Raw genomic sequence first — 18,417 nt, 5'->3', positions numbered from 1 at the left:
TGACCGACGTGGGCCACGGCTTCGACCGCACCGGCGAGGACATGCTGTTCCGGCATGTGACGATGACGCTGCTGCCCAAGCACGTGTATGCGCTGACCGGACCATCGGGATCAGGCAAATCCACGTTGCTGTCCATCATCGCCGGATGGGTCACGCCGGTCACCGGTTCGGTGGAGCGCATCGATTGCGGGCGCGTGTGCTGGGTGCTGCAGAACCCGCATGGCGTGGCAAGACGCACGGCGATCGACCATGTGGCCCTGCCGTTCATCGCGCGCGGGGAGCGTCGGTGGGAAGCCGAAGCCCATGCGATGGAACTGCTTGAAGCGTTCGGTTTGGGGGCGTTGGCGTGCAAACCATTCCGCGACCTCTCCGGTGGTGAGGCCCAGCGTCTGATGCTGGCCCGAGGAGTGGCCTCGCACGCCGGGCTCCTGCTGGTCGATGAGCCGACCGCGCAATTGGACCTCAACACCGCCGCCACGGTCAACGAGCATCTGCGCAACCTTTCGATGAGCGGCGCCATCGTGGTGGTCGCCACCCATGATCCCCGCACGCGCGACGCCTGCACCGACCTGATCGATCTGCGCGACTGGCAGGGCGACGAGCCGGTGCGTGTCGTGGATTCCGCCCATGCCAAGCCGATTGGGCAAGGTGGTGGGCATCATGAATGAACCCGGCCGTCACCGACCGTACATGCGTTTCACCGGCATGCTGGGGGAGGCGTGGCGCGACCTCATCACCGGCACCGGTCACGCGTGCGCGCTGGCCGCAGGACTGGCATGCCTGATCGTGCTGCTTGCCGGCGTTGATTGGCTCACCATCTCCGGAATCCAGAAGCAAACCGACGAATACGTGGCATCAGGCGGTTCGACCTGGATATTGGAGTATCCGAATCACATCGATGGCGCGGCCTGCGACCGTCTCGTCTCATTGAACGGGGTCGAGGCGGCCGGGGCGGTGCGCCAATCCGAGAGCAAGCTGGTGTTCGCGGCCCTGCCATCCACCAGCGTGCCGTTGTATGAAATCACGCCGGGCGCCGCCGACGTATTCATGCTCGGCACCACCGGCACGCAATGGGCGAGCGGGGGATCCCAAGGATCCGAGAGCGAACCATCGGACCGCGAGGGTGTGCTCCTGTCCGGTGAGGCGGCAAAACCCTTTCGAGTGCAATCCGGGCGGTCACTGGCGCTCGAGGATGGACGCAGCCTTGACGTCGCCGGCGTATTCGACTGGCCGGATGACGGCAGAAAATCCGGTTTCTCCTATGCCGCCCTGACCCCGGTCCCCGTGGATTCCAGCGTGGCGTTCGATCAATGCTGGGTGCGCGCATGGCCGCAAACCAGGAACCTCGAATCGTTGCTGCGTTTGGCCGGCAATGGCATGGCAGGCGCGACCGCGGCCGAACGTCCGCAGATCTACAAGCTCAACACCGCCAAAGGCGGCGAGTTGGACAGTGCCGTCCTGTTCGAATCAAGACCGACCGCTTACGCGCCGTGGATTGCGCTCGCCGCGGCATTGGCACTGGGCTTCATCGCAACACGCATGCGCAAACTGGAAATGGCTTCGGCATTGCATTGCGGCGTGCCGAAAACCGCGTTGCTGGCGCAAATCATGCTGGAAACGATTACGTGGAGCATCGCCGGCATGGTACTGGCCAGCCCATTGCTGGCATGGATATGGTTGAACGGCAATACCGCCGAAGCCGCCGCCCTGACCAACACCTTGCTACGAGTACCCATCGCAGCATTGCTCGGCGTGCTTTTGGGCGCGTTCCTGGCCGTGCTGCTCACACGGGAAAGCCACCTGCTCACATACTTCAAGAACCGATGATTTCGGTCAGCTCGCCCAAGTCGAGTTCGAAGCTCAATCCGCGATCCTCGAAATGAGGCTGATTGCGGGTGTTGGCCATCGCATGCCGCACGAACTCGCCGGCGATGCGCGCCGACTCGGCGAGCCCGCGACCGGCCAGCACCGCGCCGCACAGGGCGGAGGCGAACGCGTCGCCGGTGCCGTGAATCATGTACGGAAGCTTCTCGTGAGCGAGCTCGATCTTCTGCTCCACACCGGTCGCCGCGCTCGCCACATAGTTGATGATGCGGCCGTCACCGTGATCGATGCCCTTCAGCACCACGTTCCTCGCGCCAAGATTCAGCAATGCCTCGAGCATCCGGTTCACGGCGGCATCATCCAGATCATGCCCCGGATAATCGGATTCCGTCAGGATCGCGGCCTCGGTGAGATTCGGCATCAGCACATCGGCGCCGAGCGCCAAGGCGCCCATCGCCTCGCACAGTTCCGGCGTGTACGTGGGGTACATGCTGCCGCCGTCGCCCATCACCGGGTCGACCAGGCGCAACGCATCCGGATACTCGCGGTAGAGCCGCTCGATGATGGCGACCTGGTCGGGCGAGCCCAGGAATCCGGAATAGATGCCGTCAAGTTCCACATCCTCGGCCCGCCAGGCGTCCAGATACCCGTTCAGGATATCCGTCGTGTCATGGAAGGTGAACACCTTGTACTTGGTGTGCGCCGAGAACAATGCGGTCGGCACCGGGCACACGTCGCAGCCGGCGGCCGAAAGGATCGGAATCGCCGCGGTCAGCGAGCACTTCCCATACCCGCACATGTCGTGCACGGCGGCCACGCGGGGAATGTAATGCGGGTCGCGGTCATACAGGGTCACGTCGGTCATGGGTTCCCTTTCGGTCCGGGAGGGTGGATTGCTCGTCAGCGACGAGCCTAGTCCAGCGCATGCGGCATCGCGGGCGAAGTGCCCACATCCTGCAAGATACATGAACGGTGGCCGTGCGTTTTCCGCGCATGCGGCACAGCGTCCAAGAGGACGTACACGCTGCCGGACGCATCGGCGCACGGCCCCCTCCATTCGGCGTGTCGTGATGTTTCCAACAGCGGGAAGAGACGATTCGGGAGCCTTGAACCCCAATGATTCCAACGGGTTATAAGGGTCTATAGGCAACCGTGATAACGCTCGGCTTGCGCCGCGCCGCCTGCCGCGCGTACTTTCATAACCAACACCTCGCCAACCGCCGAAACACGGCAGGCGGGTGGCGAAGAACAAGACCTCGCGACCAACCGACAAGGAGCACACACCATGGCCGAGAAGAACAAGAACTACCGTTTCGAGACGCTGCAGCTGCACGTGGGCCAGGAGCAGGCCGACCCGGCCACCGATTCCCGCGCGGTGCCGATCTACGCGACCACCTCCTACGTCTTCCACAACTTCGACCACGCCGAGGCCCGTTTCGGCCTCGCCGACCCGGGCAACATCTACGGCCGTCTGACCAACTCCACGCAGGGCGTGTTCGAGGACCGCATCGCCGCCCTCGAAGGCGGCACCGCCGGCCTGGCGGTCGCCTCCGGCGCCGCGGCCGTCGAATACGCGGTGCGCAACATCACCCAGTCCGGCGACCACATCGTCGCCGCGAAGAACATCTACGGCGGCACCTTCAACCTGCTGCGCCACACCCTGCCGCGCGACGGCATCACCACCACCTTCGTCTCCGCCGAGAACCCGCAGGAGTTCGAGGACGCCATCCAGGACAACACCAAGCTCGTCTACTTCGAGACCTTCGGCAACCCGAACGCCGACCTGCCGGACTTCGAGGCCATCTCCGCGATCGCCCATAAGCACAACCTGCCGGTGATCGTCGACAACACGTTCGCCACCCCGTATCTGTTCCGTCCGCTCGAGCACGGCGCCGACGTCGTGGTCGAGTCCGCCACCAAGTTCATCGGCGGCCACGGCACCACGCTGGGCGGCGTGATCGTCGAGGGCGGCAACTTCGACTGGAACGCCGTCCCGGGCAAGTTCCCGACCCTCACCGAGCCGGATCCGTCCTACCACGGTCTCAACTTCTACGAGGCGCTCGGCGGCGCCGCGTTCGTGACCCGCATCCGCGCCATCCTGCTGCGCGACACCGGCGCCACCCTGAGCCCGTTCGCCGCGTTCCTGCTGCTGCAGGGAACCGAGACCCTGTCCCTGCGCGTCGAGCGCCACGTCGAGAACGCGCTCAAGGTCGTCGAATACCTGCAGACCGTGCCGGAGGTCGAGTCCGTCTCCCATCCGAGCATCGAAGGCCGTCCGGACCACGAGCTGTACAAGAAGTACTTCCCGAAGGGCGCCGGCTCCATCTTCACGTTCGACATCAAGGGTGGCAAGGACGCGGCGCGCGTCTTCATCGACAACCTGCACCTGTTCAGCCTGCTCGCCAACGTGGCGGACGCCAAGTCCCTGGTGATCCATCCGGCCTCCACCACGCACTCCCAGGAGACGCTGGAGGAGCTCGAGGACCAGGGCATCCACCAGGGCACCATCCGTCTGTCCATCGGCACCGAGAACATCGAGGACATCCTCGACGACCTCAAGGGCGGCTTCGAGGCCGTCCGCGCCTCCGGCCTCGCCAAGTGAGCCCCGCCCGAAGGTCCCCGTCCGTATGAAGGGGCGTCGCCGCGGGTCATGACGCGGCGATGTGACGGCAGGTGATTCTTCAGGGAAGGCTCCCGGGCGGCAAGCCCGACAAAGGGCGGTGCACGACGATTCCACGTCGTGCACCGCCCTTTTTGCGTTGCGCGACGACGCGCATCGAGACGGGCGGGCATGACACGGTGCGTCCGGACGCCGTGTCCCGCCCGCGCATCATCCTCGGGGATGACGCGCACCAAGCCGGAACCATCCCCGCGTACGATGGGGCGCGCGGGACAAAACCCATATCGTGTGGACCATACGCCGGACAACGGGTCCGGCCCGACTATGGGAGCAACGACGTGGACGAGACCACGACCCCCGCCATCCAGGCGATTCGACTGACCAAGGACTACGGCGAAGGCGACAACGTCGTGCACGCGCTGCGCGGCGTGGACGTGAGCTTCGGGAAGGGGCGGTTCACCGCGATCATGGGGCCGTCCGGCTCCGGCAAATCCACGCTCATGCACACGCTCGCCGGACTCGACTCGGCGACCTCCGGCCACGTCATCTTCGAAGGCCGCGATCTGACCCGCATGAACGACCGGCAGCTCACCCTGCTGCGCCGCGACCGCATCGGATTCATCTTCCAAAGCTTCAACCTGCTGCCGATGTTCACCGCCGAACAGAACATCCTCATGCCGTTGACGCTCGCCGGCGCCAAACCGGACCGCGCATGGTTCGACCTGCTCGTCGGGACGCTCGGGCTCGGACGACGCCTGGACCATCGTCCGAACGAGCTGTCCGGAGGCCAGCGGCAGCGCGTCGCCATCGCCCGCGCGCTCATCACCAAACCATCCCTCGTGTTCGCCGACGAACCCACCGGCAACCTCGACTCCGTGTCGAGCGCCGAAACACTCGCATTCCTCAGGCGATCCGTCGACGAGCTCGGACAGACCATCATCATGGTCACGCACGACGCCGTCGCCGCCTCATACGCCGACCGCGCCATCGTGTTCGCCGACGGCCGCATCGTCGCCGACGAAACCCACCCCACCGCCGACCGCATGAACCAGCTGCTCATGACGGAACGACGGGCCGCGCTCGCCACCGAAGAACGGTCGGCATTCACCGAACCGCCGGCACCGCCGCGGCGGTCCCACGCGGTCCGGGACACCCATGCCGCCGCCCACGCCGGCGCGCACCGTGCCGGCTCCTACCGCCACGCCCGCTGACCGAACGAACCGACCTACGCAAGCAAGGACGACCCATGTTCCGCATCACCGTGAACCTCATGCGCAAAACCGCCCGTATGCTCATCCCCGCAGGCGTCGCCGTGCTCATCGGCACCGCGTTCATCGCCTCCACGTTCCTGTTCGGCAACGCCATGAACGACTCCCTCATTCGCCAGCAGACCGCCATCTACGCCGGAGCGGACGCGATGGTCCTGACCGACCTGCCCGAACATCCCACCGACGCGCAGACCGACGAAGCGTATTCGCGCACCGTGGCCGACTACCATCTCGACCGCATGCGCGCCGTCGAAGGTGTCGAAGGCGCGCGCGCCGTCACCGTCGCCGACATCGGACTGTCCAACGGCGCCCGCCACGCCACCAGCCATGCCATCAACACGGGCGAGACGAGCCTGCTGCCCGTGACCGTCACACACGGCGACCGGCCCGTCGACGGCCACGGGATCGCCCTGCCGGAACGCGTCGCCGGACAACTCGGTCTGCACGTGGGCGACACGGTGCGGGTCGTCCCCCGTGCGAACGCCGCCGGAAACAACGCCGGAAACACCGACGAAAGCCGGGACCTCGCCAATGGCGTCGAAGCGCGCGTGACGGGGCTGACCGACGACCCCAACGGCGCCTACGCGTACGACGGCGGCGCCTCCATCCTCTCCGACGACCTCATGGCCTATGCCAACGGCGTCACCGACTTCGATCAGGTCGCCGCCACATCCGTCTACCTCGACCTCGACTCCCAGGCGGACACGGCCGCCATCAGGCGTCTCCTGCCCCGATACAGCCGGCTCGTGGACCGCGACGAAGCCGACCGGCTCGCCGTGGAATCCCTCAGCGCCAACGGCACCAGCGTCGTCACCACGTTCCTCATGAGCTTCGGCGTACTCGCCCTGCTCGTCGCCGCGCTCGTCATCGCCAACACGTTCCAGGTGCTCGTCGCCCAGCGCCGGCGCATCCTCGCCCTGCTGCGCACCATCGGCGCCGACCGCCGCCAACTGTACGCCTCCGTCCTCTGCGAAGCCGGAATCCTCGGCCTCATCGCCTCGCTGCTCGGCGTCGCGCTCGGCATCGGACTCATGGCACTGCTGTGCGCCACCGGCGTCATGAAGACCACCGGCGCGCCCATGCGCCTCATCGTCACCTGGCCCGTCATCGCCGTACCCGTCGCCTTCGGCATGGTCATGACCGTCATCGCGTCCCTCGGCCCCGCACGCGCCGCCACCGCCGTCACGCCGCTCGAGGCGCTGCGTCCCATCGAACTGACCGAAACCGCACATCGCGGGCACGTGCGCACCGTCCTCTCCATCCTCATGCTCGCCGTCGGCATAGCATCATGCGCGTTCGGCGTCTGGCAGACGCACCTGTCCGCCGTCGGACGCGAATCCCTCGCCACCGACCATTATCCCGCCGTCCTGCTCGCCGCCATGGGAGGGTGCGCGCTCACGTTCACCGCGCTCGTCGTCTCCGCCGTCCGCTGGATGCCCGCCCTCATGCGCGGCGCCGGCGCTCTCGCCGCCGCGACCGGCCCCAGCGCCGCCATCGCCCATGCCAACATCCAGAAGAACCCGCGCAGGGTCGCCTCCACCGGCGCCGCCCTCCTCATCGGCGTTACCCTCGTCTCCGCCATCGCCACCGGTGCCGCCAGCGCCAAGACCACCATGGCCGATGCGCTCGCCACCCGCTACAGCGTCGACATGATCGCCACGGGCACCGGCATGACCGAGGAGCAGAGCCGGCAGGTGCGTCGCGTCGAAGGCGTCGGACGAGTCCTCGACGCGCCGACCGCCCTGCGTCACGTCACCGACGACCAGGGACACGGCATTGACGTCCTCATCGTCGGCATCCCCGACCTCGACGGCCTCGCGAAGGTCATGCACGCCGACCTGACCGGCGTCACCCTGAACGACCATGACGTCCTCATGCCCCGTCACGCCTTGAGCGGTGCCGACATCGACTTCGGCCGCACCCACACGGCCGATTTCGCCGCCGGTGCCGGTTCCGCCGATACCGGTTCCACCGGCGCCGCGGGCGCGTCCGGACTCGATCTCACCGTCGTCCAGGCCGATTACCGGCGCGTCTCCTCCGACCACGACGCCGTCGCCTTCGTCGCCGCCAGCCACTTCGCCGACGGCGACCTGACCGAACAGGGACGCATCCTCCTCATGACCGCCGATCCGGACGCCAACCCCAACGGCGTCGCCGGCGTCATCGACGGAGTCCGTGAGGCCCTGGGCGCCATCCCCGACGCCAACGTCACCGGCCCCATCGCCGAACGCGACATGTGGGACACCAGCATCGACGCCATGATGGCCCTGCTCGTCGGCCTCATCGCCGTCGCCGTGCTCATCGCCCTCATCGGCGTGGCCAACACGCTCAGCCTGTCCGTCATCGAACGCACCCGCGAATCCGCCACCCTGCGCGCCATCGGCATGACCCGCGGCCAATTGCGCCGGTCCCTCGCCGTCGAAGCGCTCCTGCTGTCGCTCGTCTCCGGCGTGGCCGGCGTGGCGCTCGGCACCCTGTTCGGCTGGCTCGGCTCCACCATGGTGTTCAGCCTCTACGGCACCGTCGCCATGCCCTTCGAATGGAAGACCAACTGCGCCGTCCTCGCCGTCTCCGCTCTCGCCGCACTCCTGGCCAGTCTCCTGCCCGCGCGCCGCGCCGCGAACACCCCGCCCGTCGAGGCGCTCGCCGAAGCCTGACGGAAAACCGGGACCGCCGGACGGCATGGTCCATGGCCATGGACCATGCCGTCCGGCGGTCCCGTCGTTCTTTCTGTTCCGTCGCCGATCCGCTCACACCAGCCGGTTGTCATAGGCGAACACCACCGCCTGCACGCGGTCGCGCGCGTTGATCTTGGCGAGGATGTGCGCCACATGCGTCTTCACGGTCGGCAGGCTGATGAACAGCTTGTCGGCGATCTCCTGATTGCTCAGACCGTGCGCGACCTCGACGAGGACCTCGCGTTCACGGTCGGTGAGCAGTTCCAGCTCCGGATCGGTGTAGACGGGGCGTGCATCGGCGTCGCGGCCGTCGGAGGTGTCGGGCGTCGGGGAGCCGGTCGCCGGTCGGGACGCGTGCCCGTCCGCGAACATCCTCTCGATGAGCCGTTTCGTCGCGGACGGCGCGATGACCGCGTCCCCGCGGTACACGGTGCGGATCGAATTGAGCAACATCTCCGGCTCCGCGTCCTTCAGCAGGAAGCCGGAGGCACCGGCGTCGATCGCCGCCATCACGTATTCGTCCAGGTCGAACGTCGTGAGGATGACCACGTGCGTCGCATGCTCCCGTGGGGACGCGTCGTCGGCGCCGGACGTGCCGGCGTCCGCGGCGGCGTCGGCGGCGATGATGCGGCGTGTGGCCTCGATGCCGTCCATGCCGGGCATGCGCACGTCCATCAGCACCACATCGGGGTGCAGCCGTTCGGCCAATGCCACGGCCCGGCCGCCGTCGCCGGCCTGCCCGACCACGTCCATGTCCGGCTGCGAGCCGATGACCATGGCGAACCCGGCCCTCACCAGCTCCTGATCGTCGGCGATGACCACGCGAATCCTGTCGTTCCCACTCATACCGAACCACCCTACCCGGTGTCCCGAATCCGGCGGGCGGCCTTGGACCCTGATTCTTCCCCGAATCAGTCGGACCGGCCGGATCGATTCCGGTGGAAGCCGTTCGGCCGTCGGTCCAATTGGTCGTCCAGTTGGTCGCTCAACGGCGCCATCGGCGTGAGCAGCATGTCCGCCTCGGCGTGTTCATGGGGTTTGTCACTGAACCCGGTCTCGCGCAGCACGGCGAGCAGCTTGCGCATGCGCGCCAACGCCTCGCGCCCCTGCGCGCCGATGTCGGAGAACGATGCGGCGATGCGTTCCGGCGAAGGCACGGGTGTCCCATCGAGCATCGCCAATCCTTCGTCGGCGCGGTCGATGACCGTGCCGAGCGTCGCCGCGACCTCGGAACGCATGGCGGCGCCGATGCGTTCGCGTTCCATATTCGCCGCAAGCACCTTCCGACGATCCTCCTCGGCGCGCAGCGCCTCCTCGCGCTGCCGCAGCACCAACACGTCGGATCCGCTCGAACGGCGCCACTCGGCCATCGCCATGCATGCCAGACACACCAGCAGCACCATGCCGCCGCCCAGCAGCCCGCCGAGCGTCACCTCCCAGGCCGGTTCGCCGCCGTCGCCTTGCAGCAGCGCCTGGACGAGCGAGTCATAGCCGGCCCGCCCGGTCACGACCCGGGCTCCGAACAGCAACGAATCGAACGCCGCACAGCCCAGCACCCAGCGCCAGGCACTGTCGCGTCCGTAAAGCACCGCCGAGTACACCGACGCCAACGCGAATACGTTCACGGCGAGCGTGGAGGGGGCGAACAGCAATTCCACGGCGGACATGACGGCCATCGCCAGGGCGGCCGACTCCGGGAACCGGCGACGGAACGCGTACGGCGCGAGCAAGGCGGCCGTCACGGCCACGGCGACCGCGCGCCTCGCCGGCAGCGAGGCGAACGTGGCGGAGGCCAGCCCCGAATCGTTGAACGTCGCGGTGTGGAACATGAGCGTCAGCAGTGCCGCGGTCAGCATATCCATGAACAGGTAGTGCCGTTCGGTCCACCACGCCATCCGTCCGATGCGCGTCATGCCCGCCGCGCCGCCGGATACGACGCCATCGGCGTCCACGTCGATGCCGGACAGACGTGAGCGCAACGATGCCAGATCGGCATGCAGCTTCGACAGGGCCGCCGGCACGGCGTCGTCGGACCTCGCGGAGTCGTCGGAATTCACGCGGGTGGGCCGACGGTCGGGCAGCAGCGGAACCGTCGCGGCGACCGTGAACCCGCCTGCGGGCGACGGTCCTGCTTCGACGTCGCCTCCCGTCGCGACGATGCGCTCGCGCATGCCGACCAGACCATATCCGGGCGCATGCCCGTCGACGGCGGAGGACGCTCCCATACCGTCATCATGGATGACGATTCCCAACGCGTCCGAACCCCAGGTCTCGTCCATCGTCACACGGGCGCCGTCACCCGCATGCTTGCGCACGTTGGACAGCGATTCCTGTACGAGACGGAACACGGCGGTATCCGCATCGGGGGAGAGACGATCGGGGCGCGCGTCGCCGTCCACATGACGCGCGACCGGCGGATGGCCGTCGAACAGGTCGGGGATGTCCGCGTAGCCGGTGCCGGCCGATCCGCCGAATACATCGAACAGCCGGTGCATGTCGCGCCGGGCGTGCGCCGCCTCGCGGCGAATCGTCGTCATCGTACGTTTCGCCACGGCGAGATCGTGCGCGCCGGCATACCGTCCCCCGTCCGACTGGACGATGATCGTAGACAGGGTATGCGCCACCACATCGTGCATGTCGCGGGCGATGCGCGCACGTTCCGCCAGCCGTGCGATGCGCGTCTCCTCGACCTCGCGCGCGGCGATCGACTCGTTGCGCTCGCGAATGGCCCTGAGCGTGGCCAGCCGAGCACGCTGCCAGAACGCCATGATGATCACGCTGACCAGACACGCCGAAACGAGCAGGAACAGAATCACCGTATCGATCGCAATCCCGCCGGCGCAGCTCGTCGATTGTGCGCCGAACACGCCGCTGGTCGACGAACGGCACGTCGGCATGGCCGGTATGGCCATCCTTGTCGGCGGCCATGCCGACCAACCATCGGCCCCATCGAACAACGGCCCCAGATTGAATGCAAACGCCCAGACGCCGGAGACGAGCGCGCCCATCGAGAACGCGGCGACGACGAAACGCGGCGTATGGCGCGGATCGCCGTACAGCAGCGCCGAATACAGCATCGGCAGAGAGACGAGATCGGCGTACGTGACCGCGGGCCCGAACACGAGATGGGCCACACACAGCGCGACGAACAGCCAGGAAGCCATCTCGGGCCGCCACCGCCGCATCGTCGCCGGCATAAGGATGACGATCGACCACAGACGCATGGCGCGCATGGTCGTGGGGAACAGCAGCGCCGGGACGGTGCCCGGATCGGTGCCGCTCGCCAGCAGCAGGCAGAACGCCGCCATCGCCAACGCGAGCAACGCATCCACGGCCAGCACATGCGAGCGGCCCCACGCCACAATACGTCCCATCCCAACACCCATGCCCCAAGGCTATCGCGTCCGCGGCATACCGCCATCATGCCAGGGGATGAATCCGGGAAAACCGGGGAGAGGATGCGCGCAACAGGACGGCCGGCGAATACCCCCATGGGCATAAGTCGGACGACGGGCCGACGCCGGGTACAGTGGACGTGGCATACGCGATCGAACGCGCATCGGCGGAGGGAAGGAAGACAGACGCATGACACTGCTCAACGAATACTATGTGCCCGGACTGCACATCGAGGACCGGTCCATCGACGTGCCGCTCGACTGGGCCGGCCACGAACCCGGCAAGGGATTCGACGGGAAAGCCATCAAACTCTTCTACCGCGTCGTCACCACGCCCGAACACGTGCACGACGACCTGCCTCTGCTCGTCTTCCTCCAAGGCGGCCCCGGCGGCGCCGGCCCGCGCCTGCTGAACACGACCAGCGACGGGTGGATCGAAGAGGCCACGAAGCACTTCCGCGTCATCCTGCCCGACCAACGCGGCACCGGACGCTCCAACCGCGTCGACACGCACACGATGACGCGCATCGCCGCCGCGCATGACGGCGACGGAGCCGGTTCCTCGATCACCGCCGCACGCGAACAGGCCGACTATCTCAAACGATTCCTCGCCGACTCCATCGTGCGCGACTTCGAACACCTGCGCCGCACCGAATTCGGCGGCCGCAAATGGGTGACATTGGGCCAGAGCTACGGCGGATTCCTCACCCTCACCTACCTGTCCCTCTACCCGCAGGGCGTGACCGCCAGCTTCACCACCGGCGGCATCCCGCACGTGCCCGCCGACGCCACCGAAGTCTACGAACACACGTTCCCGCGCATGGCGCGCAAAACCCGGCAGTTCTACGAACGCTACCCGCAGGACATGGAGCGTGTGGCGGCGCTCGCCGACATGCTGCCCACCGTCGCCGAGGTACGGGACTTCGCCTCCCGCCTCGCCGACACCATGCCGGAGACGATGTCCTCCGACGGCATCGGACGCCGACTCGGCATGATTGCCGGCATGGCCGCGCACGGGTTCCCGCTGCTGCCCAACGGCGACCCGCTCACCGTCGAACGGCTGCAATGCCTCGGCTCCGACTTCGGCATGAAGCCGAGCTTCGAACGCGTCCACTGGATCCTCGACGACGCGTTCGCCGATGGCGACGGCTCCGCTCCGGCCGGCGGTGCGACGTTGTCCGACGAATTCCTCGCCAAGATGATGAACGCCACCTCGTCGCGCCCGCTCTACTGGCCGCTGCAGGAGTTCATCTACGCGAACGGCGAATTGGAGCGGCCGATCCGCTGGGCGGCGCAGCGCGTACGCGACTCCAGGCCGGAATTCGGCGCGGGGGAGCGGCCGCTCACGTTCACCGGCGAGGCGATGTTCCCGTGGATGTTCGAGCAGGAGGCGGCGCTGCGCCCGTTCAAGGCGGCGATGGATGTGCTCATGGAGGACACACGTTTCGGTGTGATTTACGACGAGGCGCAGCTTGCCCGCAACGAGGTGCCGCTGCAGGCGGCCGTCTACTTCGACGACATGTACGTGGACTCGGGACTCCAGCTCGACACGCTGTCGCGCGTCGGCAACAGCCACTACTGGACGACGAACGAGTTCGAACACGACGGCCTGCATGGCCCGGTCGTGTTCCGCCACCTGTGGGACGAGGCGCTGAACAGGGGGGATCTCGAGGAATTGTTCCGCTGACCGGCGAAAGGACGATGGATGCGGGACCTGCCGCCCGCGATGGGCGCGAAGCGCATAGGAAACGTCGCGGGGCCATAATCGTACGCATCGTACCGAACCGGCATCGATCGAACTTGACAGGGAAGGAAACGGATATGACCGATCTGAACGACATCACCATCGGATTCATCGGATACGGCAACATGGCGCGGGCCATCGCACGGGGACTCGTCGACGCGGGCGTCGTGCGTGGCGGGCAGATCGTCGCCTGCGCCGCCCACTGGGACAAGCTCGAGAAGAACACGGCCGAACTGGGCGTGCGGCCGCTGCGCAACCCGCTCGAGGTCGTCGCGGCCGCCGACGTGGTCGTCGTCGCGGTCAAGCCGTATCAGATCGAAGCCGTCGTGGGGCCGCTCGCCGCGGAACTCGCCCGGCCCGGCAGGATCGTCGTGTCCATCGCCGCCGGATGGGACCTGGAGAAATACCGGGGCCTGTTCTCCGGCGCGGCCGCCGACGGGGACGCGGACCGCCCCGACGTGCACATCCAGTGCACGATCCCGAACACGCCGATGGCCGTCGGGGAGGGGGTGCTCGTCACCGAATCCGCCAACACGCTCACCGACGAGGAGACGGAGACGTTCGAGGAGCTGTTCTCGCCGATCAGCCTCATCGAACGTGTCGACACCGAGCACATGGGCATCGCGATGGTCGTGGCCGGATGCGCCCCCGCGTTCACCGCCATGTACGTCGAGGCGCTCGGCGACGCCGGCGTGAAATACGGGCTGCAGCGCGCCACCGCATACCGTCTCGCCGCGAAGATGGTCGAGGGCGTCGGCGCGTTGCATATGGCGCACGGCGAGCACCCGGGGGCCATGAAGGACGCCGTCTGCTCGCCCGCCGGCACCACCATCCGGGGCGTGTGCAAGCTGGAGAAGGACGGGTTCCGCGGCACGGTGATCGACGGCGTCGACGCGATCATGGAATGATCGGCCGGAGCGTGCGGGCATGGCGCGACCGCAATATCCGCTCCGGGTGATGCGGTCGCGCCATGTTCACGAATCCTCCACCCCTCATATACCCCCGTGCGGGCATGTAGCGGCGTCATCCACTACACTGGGCAGGAGTTGCAACACCCCATGAAGGAGCAGAAGTGTCCGACGTGTTCGATCAGTCCGCCGCCAAGATGCGCGACCATGGCATGAGTGAGATGGCCATCAGCCAGTTCCGACACCTGTACGATGTCTGGCGCAACGAGGAAGCCTCCAGCTGGATCCGCGAGGCGGACGTCGAACCGCTCACCGGCGTGCCGAGCTTCCACGACGTCTACGAGACGATCGACCACGACAAGGCGGTGCACGCCTTCGCCAAGACCGCCTTCCTCAAGCTCAACGGCGGTCTGGGCACCTCCATGGGCCTTGACTGCGCGAAGTCGCTGCTGCCGGTGCGCCGCCACAAGGCCAAGCAGATGCGTTTCATCGACATCATCCTCGGCCAGGTGCTCACCGCCCGCACGCGTCTCGGCGTCGAGCTGCCGCTGACGCTCATGAACTCGTTCCGCACCTCCAAGGACACGATGAAGGTGCTGCACCGCAACCGCAAGTTCCATCAGGAGAACATCCCGATGGAGATCATCCAGCACGTCGAGCCGAAGATCGACATCGCCACCGGCGAGCCGGTCTCCTTCCCGGAGAACCCCGATCTCGAATGGTGCCCGCCGGGGCATGGCGACCTGTACTCCACGATCTGGGAGTCCGGTCTGCTCGACAAGCTCGAGGAACACGGCTTCGAATACCTGTTCATCTCCAACTCGGACAATCTGGGCGCACGGCCGTCCCGCACGCTCGCCCAGCACTTCGAGGACACCGGCGCGCCGTTCATGGTCGAGGTCGCGGTCCGCACCGAAGCCGACCGCAAGGGCGGCCACATCGTGCGCGACCGCAGGACCGGGCGTCTCATGCTGCGCGAGATGAGCCAGGTCCATCCCGACGACAAGGCCGACGCCCAGAACATCGACAAGCACCCCTACTTCAACACGAACTCGATATGGGTGCGCGTGGACGCGCTCAAGGCGCTGCTCGCTGAGCATGACGGCGTGCTGCCCCTGCCCGTGATCCGCAACCACAAGACCGTCGACCCGACGGATTCCTCCACCACGCCCGTGCTGCAGCTCGAGACCGCGATGGGCGCGGCGATCGGGCTGTTCGAGGGCGCCATCTGCGTGCAGGTGGACCGCATGCGCTTCCTGCCCGTCAAGACCACCGACGACCTGTTCATCATGCGGTCGGACCGCTTCCATTTGACGGATACCTACGAGATGGAGGACGGCAACTACATCTTCCCGAACGTGACGCTCGACCCGCGTTACTACAAGAACATCCATGACTTCGACGAGCGTTTCCCCTACAACGTGCCATCTCTCGCCGCGGCGAATTCGGTGACCATCGAGGGCGACTGGACCTTCGGTCGCGACGTGATCATGTTCGGCGACGCGCGGCTTGAGGACAAGGACGACGCGCGCTACGTGCCCAACGGCGAATACGTCGGACCGCAGGGCATCGAGCCCGATGATTGGATCTGAGCGCAAAAAACGGGTCCAATTTTCGTAAAAAGACACCGGTCGCGCGAAAAACACCGTAATATGGATGGAGGTTGCGCATAACGCGCAGTTGAGAATTAACCTTAACGATACGTGAGGACTAATGGCAGAGGGTAGTACCGGAAGGCGGCGTTTTTCGGACAAGTGGGGCAAGCACGAGCTTGATGTCTTGGCCGTGTTGTCGTCCGCTTTCCCCCAGTGGCTCACCTCCCGCCAGATCGCACAACGTGTGAAGGCGTACGCCGATTCCTACGGCGAGCTTGCCGATCAGGCCGCCAAGGCCGCGTTCGCCAAGCAGTTCCAAAGGGATCGCGCCAAACTCGCGGCCATGGGCATCGCCATCGAATCGCGCCAGCCCGAGTACTCCTCGAAGTCGGAGGGGCAGGATTTCGCCTCCTACCGTCTGCAACTCGGCGACGAACCGCGCGTGCGTCTGCGCTTCGAGCCGGAGGACATGTCGGTGCTGGCGGCGGCGAACTACCTCGCCCGGTCGATGTCCATGTCGAGCGAGCATGAGCAGTCAGCATCCAGCAGCCACGTCTCGCGCACGGCCCCGCGCGTGCCCCAGACCCCGATTCCGGGCCTCGGTCTGGATTCCATCGCCCCGGGTCTGGGAACCCAGACCATCCCGGACGCCTTGGTGAAGGTCATCGATTCGCGCAGGTTCGCCGCCACCATCGATGTGGACGGCGAGCACATCAATGTGGCCTACACCGATTCCGACGACCTCGCCATGTATGTGCTCGAGCATCCGGGCGCTTCCATCGTCAGCCCGCAGGAGGCCGCCGATGCCTTCCATCGTCGGCTCAAGTCCGCCGAGGGCCTGAAGTCGGTCGACGAGGTCGAGCGGTCCGCAGGCGAATTGGAGTCCGCATCCGCCCAGGGCGATTCCGTCGATCCGGGGGAGGGCGAATCCGGAAAGTCGCATTCGAAGAAGTCCGCCTTCCAGACCGGAAGCGAAGTGGACCGCAGACTGCGTCTGATGCTGTTCCTTTCCGCGCATCTGGGCGAGGAGTTCTCCCTCGAGGAGCTCGCCGAACGGTTCATCGGCAGGGCCAAGACCCCCGAGGAGCTCAAGAAGTCGGTGAACGTGATCCACAAGGACATCAACACGCTCACCACCGTGTCGGACGACGGCGAGATGGCGGGCAGCCAGTTCTTCGACATCGACTGGTCCCTGCTTGACGCCGAAGGCATCGTGTCGGCCACCAACTCGCTGGGCTTGGAGCGTCTGGCGGGCATTTCGCCGCAGTACCTGAGCATGCTCACCGCATCGGTGAGCTATCTGGCGCATTCCCCGCTGCTCCCCGACGAACAGCGCGCCCAGGCCGACAACCTCTATCATCGTCTCCACCAGCACGTCAAGCCGGGGCAGACGCCGTGGCTGAGCCTGACCGGGTACGAGCTTGAGCCCCATAACTTCGGCGCCGTCAAGCGCGCCATCGCCTCCCGGTCCCTGCTCGACATGACCTATACGGACGGCGCCGGCAACAACCGCCGCCGCCTGGTCGCCCCCGTCAAGATCTACGTGGACGAAGGCGTGTACTACGTGGCCGTGTGGACCGACGTGGAGAAGGCCGCGCCGGAGGACAAGCGCAACATCGTGCTGCGCAACCCGGCCATCAACAAGGCGAACGGCAAACCCCGCACCTGGCAGGTGCTGCGCATCGCGCGCATCGAGCAGGCGAAGGTCGTCGAGCCCACCGCTTCGCTCGACATCCCGGACATGCCGTTGAGCGAGTTGCGCAAGTGGAGCTTCGACAACGGCACGGCGGCCACGTTCATCACGGACGCCAAGGACCTGTCGTTCGTCGGCAACCTCCCGGGCGCCGGCACGGAGCCGTTCGGACCCGGCGAGAAGGTCAACCTCACCGTATCGTCCGACTCCTGGTTCGTCGCCTTCTGCATCGCCCATGCGAAGCACATCGTCGCCGTCGCGCCGGAAACATTGCGCACGATGATCGTGGCCCGCGCGCAGCGCGAGCTCAGCGTCGTCTCGAGGGACGACGATCCGGAGCGGTGACCGCGCCGCGGGCAGGGGAGAGGAGACACGGATGCCTTGGTGGATCTGGCTGTTGCTGGTGTTGTTCATGGTCGCCATGCTCGTCATCGGCGGCGTCTACGTGTTCCGCCGTGGCCTTGCGGCGTTGCATGTCATCACGGACACCGGCATGCAGGTGGGCGAGCGTCTGGACCGCATGGGTCGTCCGCAGACGGATGACGGGCCCGGGCCGGTGCCGGCGTTCACGCGGCCGTTGCATGAGACGGCCGAACGATACGAGCGTGCACAGGTCGAGGTCATCGCGCGCCGGCAGGCGAAACGCGACCGGCATGTGCGCGCATGGAGGCGTTGGAGGAACGCGTTCTAAT

Annotated in this window: 12 protein-coding genes and 2 pseudogenes; 11 read left to right on the top strand and 3 right to left on the bottom strand. The window is 66.7% G+C overall.

Annotated elements, in window-relative coordinates; translation table 11 throughout:
• The first annotated feature begins 41 nt into the window (after nucleotides 1–41).
• Nucleotides 42–668 (top strand): ATP-binding cassette domain-containing protein, encoded by a 627-nt coding sequence (locus GFD21_RS02745; protein WP_404801551.1) that lies wholly within the window; start codon nucleotides 42–44, stop codon nucleotides 666–668.
• On the top strand, nucleotides 661–1,827 hold the full coding sequence (locus tag GFD21_RS02740; RefSeq protein WP_163196381.1) for a hypothetical protein: 1,167 nt from the start codon (nucleotides 661–663) through the stop codon (nucleotides 1,825–1,827). The genes GFD21_RS02745 and GFD21_RS02740 overlap by 8 nt, the downstream gene beginning before the upstream one ends.
• Here GFD21_RS02740 and GFD21_RS02735 read toward each other — a convergent pair.
• Nucleotides 1,814–2,689, bottom strand: a complete 876-nt coding sequence (locus GFD21_RS02735; protein WP_163196380.1) for a pyridoxamine kinase — start codon at nucleotides 2,687–2,689, stop codon at nucleotides 1,814–1,816. The two genes, GFD21_RS02740 and GFD21_RS02735, sit on opposite strands and share 14 nt — an antisense overlap.
• Before the next feature lie 420 nt (nucleotides 2,690–3,109).
• Between GFD21_RS02735 and GFD21_RS02730 the strand changes: the two genes are divergently transcribed.
• From GFD21_RS02730 to GFD21_RS02720, 3 genes are all read left to right on the top strand, one after another.
• A complete protein-coding gene (locus GFD21_RS02730) occupies nucleotides 3,110–4,426 on the top strand; it encodes an O-acetylhomoserine aminocarboxypropyltransferase/cysteine synthase family protein (protein WP_163196379.1) in 1,317 nt (438 codons plus the stop codon).
• 356 nt (nucleotides 4,427–4,782) lie between these two features.
• A complete protein-coding gene (locus tag GFD21_RS02725; RefSeq protein ID WP_163196378.1) occupies nucleotides 4,783–5,655 on the top strand; it encodes an ABC transporter ATP-binding protein in 873 nt (290 codons plus the stop codon).
• A gap of 35 nt (nucleotides 5,656–5,690) precedes the next feature.
• Complete coding sequence (locus tag GFD21_RS02720; protein ID WP_163196377.1) at nucleotides 5,691–8,369, top strand: ABC transporter permease; 2,679 nt, start codon at nucleotides 5,691–5,693, stop codon at nucleotides 8,367–8,369.
• Nucleotides 8,370–8,462: 93 nt separating this feature from the next.
• Here the strand turns inward: GFD21_RS02720 and GFD21_RS02715 are convergent, their stop codons facing one another.
• Both GFD21_RS02715 and GFD21_RS02710 read right to left on the bottom strand, forming a co-directional pair.
• The gene (locus tag GFD21_RS02715) at nucleotides 8,463–9,236 is read right to left on the bottom strand and encodes a response regulator (protein WP_163196376.1); all 774 of its coding nucleotides are present in this window, start codon (nucleotides 9,234–9,236) and stop codon (nucleotides 8,463–8,465) included.
• A gap of 65 nt (nucleotides 9,237–9,301) precedes the next feature.
• Nucleotides 9,302–11,764 carry a sensor histidine kinase gene (locus GFD21_RS02710; RefSeq protein WP_163196375.1) on the bottom strand — a complete coding sequence of 821 codons (2,463 nt, stop codon included), beginning with the start codon at nucleotides 11,762–11,764 and terminating at the stop codon, nucleotides 9,302–9,304.
• Nucleotides 11,765–11,975: 211 nt separating this feature from the next.
• On the opposite strand from GFD21_RS02710, the gene GFD21_RS02705 reads away from it, so the two are divergent.
• The 6 genes and pseudogenes from GFD21_RS02705 (at nucleotide 11,976) to GFD21_RS02685 (ending at nucleotide 18,416) form a co-directional block, all read left to right on the top strand.
• Nucleotides 11,976–13,472 carry an alpha/beta fold hydrolase gene (locus tag GFD21_RS02705; protein WP_163196374.1) on the top strand — a complete coding sequence of 499 codons (1,497 nt, stop codon included), beginning with the start codon at nucleotides 11,976–11,978 and terminating at the stop codon, nucleotides 13,470–13,472.
• 134 nt (nucleotides 13,473–13,606) lie between these two features.
• On the top strand, nucleotides 13,607–14,437 hold the full coding sequence (gene proC / locus GFD21_RS02700; RefSeq protein WP_163196373.1) for a pyrroline-5-carboxylate reductase: 831 nt from the start codon (nucleotides 13,607–13,609) through the stop codon (nucleotides 14,435–14,437).
• Nucleotides 14,438–14,634: 197 nt separating this feature from the next.
• On the top strand, nucleotides 14,635–16,029 hold the full coding sequence (locus GFD21_RS02695; RefSeq protein ID WP_163196542.1) for a UTP--glucose-1-phosphate uridylyltransferase: 1,395 nt from the start codon (nucleotides 14,635–14,637) through the stop codon (nucleotides 16,027–16,029).
• Nucleotides 16,030–16,150: 121 nt separating this feature from the next.
• Nucleotides 16,151–16,865: pseudogene (locus GFD21_RS11390) on the top strand (helix-turn-helix transcriptional regulator); the annotation flags it as partial.
• An 80-nt stretch (nucleotides 16,866–16,945) separates the two neighbouring features.
• A pseudogene (locus tag GFD21_RS11385) lies at nucleotides 16,946–18,070 on the top strand (helix-turn-helix transcriptional regulator); the annotation flags it as partial.
• Between the two features lie 31 nt (nucleotides 18,071–18,101).
• A complete protein-coding gene (locus GFD21_RS02685) occupies nucleotides 18,102–18,416 on the top strand; it encodes a YibE/F family protein (RefSeq protein WP_163196371.1) in 315 nt (104 codons plus the stop codon).
• Nucleotide 18,417: the final 1 nt, after the last annotated feature.

The sequence above is a fragment of the Bifidobacterium platyrrhinorum genome (assembly GCF_010667645.1).
Lineage (GTDB): Bacteria > Actinomycetota > Actinomycetes > Actinomycetales > Bifidobacteriaceae > Bifidobacterium > Bifidobacterium platyrrhinorum.
The sequence above is the reverse complement of the archived record's forward strand: the minus strand, read 5'-3'. Positions and strand labels throughout refer to the sequence as shown.

What these genes read in the sequence shown, in the direction of transcription:
- GFD21_RS02745 (WP_404801551.1), top strand. Translation starts at nt 42, where the DNA reads ATGCTGTTCCGGCATGTGACGATGACGCTGCTGCCCAAGCACGTGTAT.
- GFD21_RS02740 (WP_163196381.1), top strand. Translation starts at nt 661, where the DNA reads ATGAATGAACCCGGCCGTCACCGACCGTACATGCGTTTCACCGGCATG.
- GFD21_RS02735 (WP_163196380.1), bottom strand. Translation starts at nt 2,689, where the DNA reads ATGACCGACGTGACCCTGTATGACCGCGACCCGCATTACATTCCCCGC.
- GFD21_RS02730 (WP_163196379.1), top strand. Translation starts at nt 3,110, where the DNA reads ATGGCCGAGAAGAACAAGAACTACCGTTTCGAGACGCTGCAGCTGCAC.
- GFD21_RS02720 (WP_163196377.1), top strand. Translation starts at nt 5,691, where the DNA reads ATGTTCCGCATCACCGTGAACCTCATGCGCAAAACCGCCCGTATGCTC.
- GFD21_RS02715 (WP_163196376.1), bottom strand. Translation starts at nt 9,236, where the DNA reads ATGAGTGGGAACGACAGGATTCGCGTGGTCATCGCCGACGATCAGGAG.
- GFD21_RS02710 (WP_163196375.1), bottom strand. Translation starts at nt 11,764, where the DNA reads ATGGGACGTATTGTGGCGTGGGGCCGCTCGCATGTGCTGGCCGTGGAT.
- GFD21_RS02705 (WP_163196374.1), top strand. Translation starts at nt 11,976, where the DNA reads ATGACACTGCTCAACGAATACTATGTGCCCGGACTGCACATCGAGGAC.
- proC (WP_163196373.1), top strand. Translation starts at nt 13,607, where the DNA reads ATGACCGATCTGAACGACATCACCATCGGATTCATCGGATACGGCAAC.
- GFD21_RS02695 (WP_163196542.1), top strand. Translation starts at nt 14,635, where the DNA reads ATGCGCGACCATGGCATGAGTGAGATGGCCATCAGCCAGTTCCGACAC.
- GFD21_RS02685 (WP_163196371.1), top strand. Translation starts at nt 18,102, where the DNA reads ATGCCTTGGTGGATCTGGCTGTTGCTGGTGTTGTTCATGGTCGCCATG.